This window comes from Saccharopolyspora sp. (genome assembly GCF_017434145.1).
Taxonomy (GTDB): Bacteria; Actinomycetota; Actinomycetes; order Mycobacteriales; family Pseudonocardiaceae; genus Saccharopolyspora_C; species Saccharopolyspora_C galaxeae.
In genome coordinates, this window is the sequence record NZ_JAFRFW010000442.1 from 1 (window position 1) to 4,038 (window position 4,038).

Genomic DNA, 4,038 nt, shown 5'->3' on the forward strand with positions numbered 1-4,038 from the left:
CGCGGCTCGGCCGTGTCGTCCGAACGTCTGACAAGTATTCGGCGGAGGGCCCGGACGTCGGCGAGCACGCGCCGCGTAACGGTTCGGTCAACTCTCCCGCCTTGGGTTTTCGGCGCCCATGGACGAATGGTCTAGTTATTGGGCCAAACGCTCCTGAAGGAGGTTCGCCGATGAGCGTCCAGGGCGAATACCGGCTGAGCAGCACCCTCGGCCCGCGCGCCGTGACCTTCATGCCGATCGGCTTCCTGGTCGGTAACGGAGTCGGTCCGCCCGTGATGCGGTTGCGCCGCTCGCCGGTCCGGTGGGCCTCGCCGTAGCCGCCCAACTGATCGCCAGCAACCTCCCGTTGGTCGTCGAAGACGTCGGCGCCGCGGGCAAGCCACCTGGGGACGTGAGCTACGTGCTGCTCGCGATCGTCGTCCTGGCGCCGGGTCTCGGCGCGGTGCAGGCGCTGTTGGTCAAAGCTCGCGATCCCGCGGATTTCGCCCTGAGCGCACAGGAACTCGACCACGAACGACACCGGGAGTTCGATCCGATGAATCCGACTCGGTACGCGACTGCCGCCGCGGCGAGCCCGCTGATCGGGCTGACCGGTCGCCGGAAGAGCGCGGCGATCATGACGGCTCCGCGGGGATTCTCCGACGCGCCCATCGACGTCTACTTCGCCGAATTCGCCACGTCGGTACAGGGCGCAGGCGCGCTCGCGGTGCACCTGCCTCTCGACGGCGACGCGCGGGCGCTCGTGGCGCGACTCGACGGGCTCGTTCTGGTCGGCGGGGACGACGTCGACCCGCGCCGGTACGGCCAGGCGCCCGGTCCTTTCACGACGGTCGTGGATCCGGCCTGCGACCAGTTCGAGACCGACCTCGTCACCGCGGCACTGGAGCGGGACATCCCCATCCTCGGCGTCTGCCGGGGCCAGCAGATCCTCAACGTGGTGCTCGGGGGCACGCTGCAGCAGCATCTCGAGCTCGGGGAAGGCGAGTCGCACGGCTCCTACGCCTATCCGCGTGCGCACCGGGTCCACGACGTGGAGTTCACCGAGGGCAGCACGCACGCGGCCGTCTACGGCACGCGCACCAGAGTCAACTCCTTCCACCACCAGGCGGTCGACCGTCCCGGCGACGGGGTGACCGTCGTCGGCCGCGCCCCGGACGGGACCGCCGAGGCCATCGAGATCGCGGGCACGTCCGCGATCGGAGTGCAGTGGCATCCCGAGACCTTCGGCAACGACCCGATTTTCACCTGGCTCGCCCGCACCGCGTCCGCCAAGGCCGGGCTCACCCGCAACGACAACGCACAGGAGGTCGCACGATGAGCGAACGACATGCCGGCCGATCGGTCTTCATCACCGGCGCAGGCGGCGGTATCGGCCGGGAGACCGCGCTGCGCCTGGCGGGCGAGGGCGCGAGGATCATGGCGACCGACGTCAACGGCGACGCTGCCCGGGAAACCGCGGAACTCGTCGAGGCCGATGGCGGTACCGCGCTGTCCGCCGCCGTCGACGTGCGTGAGCGCTCCGGCATCCGGGCCGCCGCCGAGGCCGCGGCCGCGGCGTGGGGATCGCTCGACCTGCTCGTCAACAATGCGGGCCTGGTGACTCCGCACTCGCTGTCCGACCTCACCGACGACGCCTGGGACCTCGTGCTCGACGTCAACCTCAAGGGCCAGTTCCTGGTCGCGCAGGAGGTGGCCCCGCACCTCGATGCCGCCGGCGGCGGCGCGATCGTCAACCTCTCCACCGTCGAGGCGTCCGTGGTCGTGACCAGCGGCAGCACCGCGCAGCCGCATTACAACGCGAGCAAGGGCGGCGTACCCGCACTCACCAAGGCGCTCGCCGTCGAACTCGCCCCCAAGAACATCCGCGTCAACTGCGTCGCGCCGGGACCCATCGCGACGGACTTCTTCTCCTACGAGGACGTCACGAGCCCCGAGGCCATGGAGTTCCTGGGACAGCGCCTGCTCGTGCGCCGGGTCGGAACGCCGGCCGACGTGGCTTCGGCGATCTCGTGGCTGCTCTCGGACGAGGCGGCCTGGATCGACGGCATCGAATTGCCGGTGGACGGCGGGTGGTTGACGCGATGACCCCTCTCCTTGACCCGCGCCAGCTCGAAGGAGCGGGCATCCACACGGTGATCGTCGCGACCCCGGACCTGCAGGGCCGCCTGGTGGGACGGCGGGTTCCCGCGGAGCGCTTCCCCGGCATCCTGGAGTGCGGCGTCGAGATCTGCACCTGCGCGTGGGCCTGGGACGTCGAGCAGTCCTTCGACCTCATCGGCGCGGGCGTCCTCGCCGTCTGCAGCATGCACCACGGCGCACCCGACGTGGCGCTCATCCCCGACGTCGGCACGCTGCGCCGAGCCGCGTGGCTGCAGGGAGTCGCCATCTGCATGGCCGACCCCGTGTGGCCCACGACCGGCGAACCGCTCGACATCTCGCCGCGCGTGCTGCTCAAGAAGGAGCTCGCCAGGTACCGGGACATGGGCTACTCGCCGCAGGCCGGTACCGAGCTGGAGTTCTACCTGTTCGCGAACAACCCTCGTGCGCTTCGCAAGAGCGGCTTTCGGGACGACCTGGACCCCACGACCCTCACGCCGAGCGACTTCATGATCCACGAGGGCAACGGCTACGAGCCCTTCTTCCAGAAGTTGCGTCGCGACCTGCGGGACAGCGGTATCGAGGTGGAGGCGGGGCAGTCCGAATGGGGAACCGGGCAGTGGGAGATGACCTTCGCCTACGGCGACCCGCTCGAGATGGCCGACCGGCACGCGCTCTACAAGCTCGCCGTGCGCGACAGCGCGGTGGCCGCGGGCATGTCGGTGACGTTCATGGCGCGCCCGCTCAACGACCAGCCCGGCTCGTCCTGCCACGTGCACCTTTCGCTGCTCGACGACGCGGGTGGGTCGGTCTTCTGGAACGCCGACGCCGAGCACCGCATGAGCGACACGCTGCGTTCGGCCGTCGCCGGGATGCTCGAGCACACCCCCGCGTTCATGGCCTGGTACGCGCCGACCGTCAACTCCTACCGGCGCACCAACTCACAGGAGATCGCGGGGTACGGCCGGACATGGGCGGTGCAGAACCGGTCGGTCTCAGCGCGGATCGTCGGGCACACGTCGTCCGCCCTGCGTGTGGAATACCGGATACCCGGCGCAGACACCAATCCCTATCTGACCCTGTGCGGCGTGCTCGCCTCCGCCCGCGACGGCATCGCACGTTCGGCGACACCGCCCGCGATGACGGTGGGCAACGCCTACGACGGGGAGATCGACGCGGCCATGCCCACGCAGCTCGCCGAGGCAGCCGAGATGTTCGCGACGTCCGATTTCGTCCGCCGGCTCATCGGTGAAGAGAACACATCGCACTTCCGCCACCTCGCCGAGTTGGAGTGGCGCGTCTACCAATCCACGGTGACGCAATGGGACCTGCAGCGCTATTTCGATCGGATCTGACGAGCATGACCTTTCCCTCCCCGTGCACCTGGATCGACGGCCGCGCCGAGCAGAGCCGCACCGACGACGGAGCATCGCTGCGCGACCCGAACACCGGCGCCGAACTCGCACCGAGTCGCTCGTCGTCGAGCGAGCAGATCGACCGGGCCGTCGGCGCCGCGGCCGGTGCACATGCCGACGGGCGCTGGTCCTCGCTCGGCGCCGAGAGGCGCGCACCGTTCCTGCGGGCCCTCGCCGACGGTCTGGACGCCCGTGCCGACGAGATCGCCCGCCTCGACGCGATCAACTCGGGCGTGCCGATCTCGGTGACCCGGCTGTTCGCGTCCAGCAACGGCGACACCGTGCGCTCCGCCGCGGACCGGGCGCTCGCGCTCGGCGACGCCGCGGCCCTGCCCGCGGACGGCAGGGACGTGCGCATCCACCGCGTGCCGTGGGGCCCCGCCGCCCTCCTGATGCCCTGGAACGCACCTTCGGCGATGGCCGTCAAGAAGCTCGGTTTCGCACTCGCGGCCGGCGCGAGCGCCGTCATGAAACCGTCACCGGCCTCGCCGTGGAGCGCGCTGCTCGTCGCGGAAGCGGCGGCCGA

Annotated in this window: 5 protein-coding genes; all 5 read left to right on the forward strand. The window is 70.3% G+C overall.

Features of this window, described 5'->3' with window-relative positions:
* The first annotated feature begins 170 nt into the window (after positions 1 to 170).
* Positions 171 to 317, forward strand: a complete 147-nt coding sequence (locus IJH84_RS12165) for a hypothetical protein (protein ID WP_295144191.1) — start codon at positions 171 to 173, stop codon at positions 315 to 317.
* A 29-nt stretch (positions 318 to 346) separates the two neighbouring features.
* A complete protein-coding gene (locus IJH84_RS12170) occupies positions 347 to 1,318 on the forward strand; it encodes a gamma-glutamyl-gamma-aminobutyrate hydrolase family protein (RefSeq protein ID WP_295144194.1) in 972 nt (323 codons plus the stop codon).
* Positions 1,315 to 2,085, forward strand: a complete 771-nt coding sequence (locus tag IJH84_RS12175) for an SDR family NAD(P)-dependent oxidoreductase (RefSeq protein ID WP_295144197.1) — start codon at positions 1,315 to 1,317, stop codon at positions 2,083 to 2,085. The genes IJH84_RS12170 and IJH84_RS12175 overlap by 4 nt, the downstream gene beginning before the upstream one ends.
* Positions 2,082 to 3,452: a glutamine synthetase family protein gene (locus tag IJH84_RS12180; protein WP_295144200.1), complete on the forward strand. Its 1,371-nt coding sequence runs from the start codon at positions 2,082 to 2,084 to the stop codon at positions 3,450 to 3,452. The genes IJH84_RS12175 and IJH84_RS12180 overlap by 4 nt, the downstream gene beginning before the upstream one ends.
* A 5-nt stretch (positions 3,453 to 3,457) precedes the next feature.
* On the forward strand, positions 3,458 to 4,038 hold a 581-nt coding region (locus IJH84_RS12185), incomplete at its 3' end, for an aldehyde dehydrogenase family protein (protein WP_295144202.1).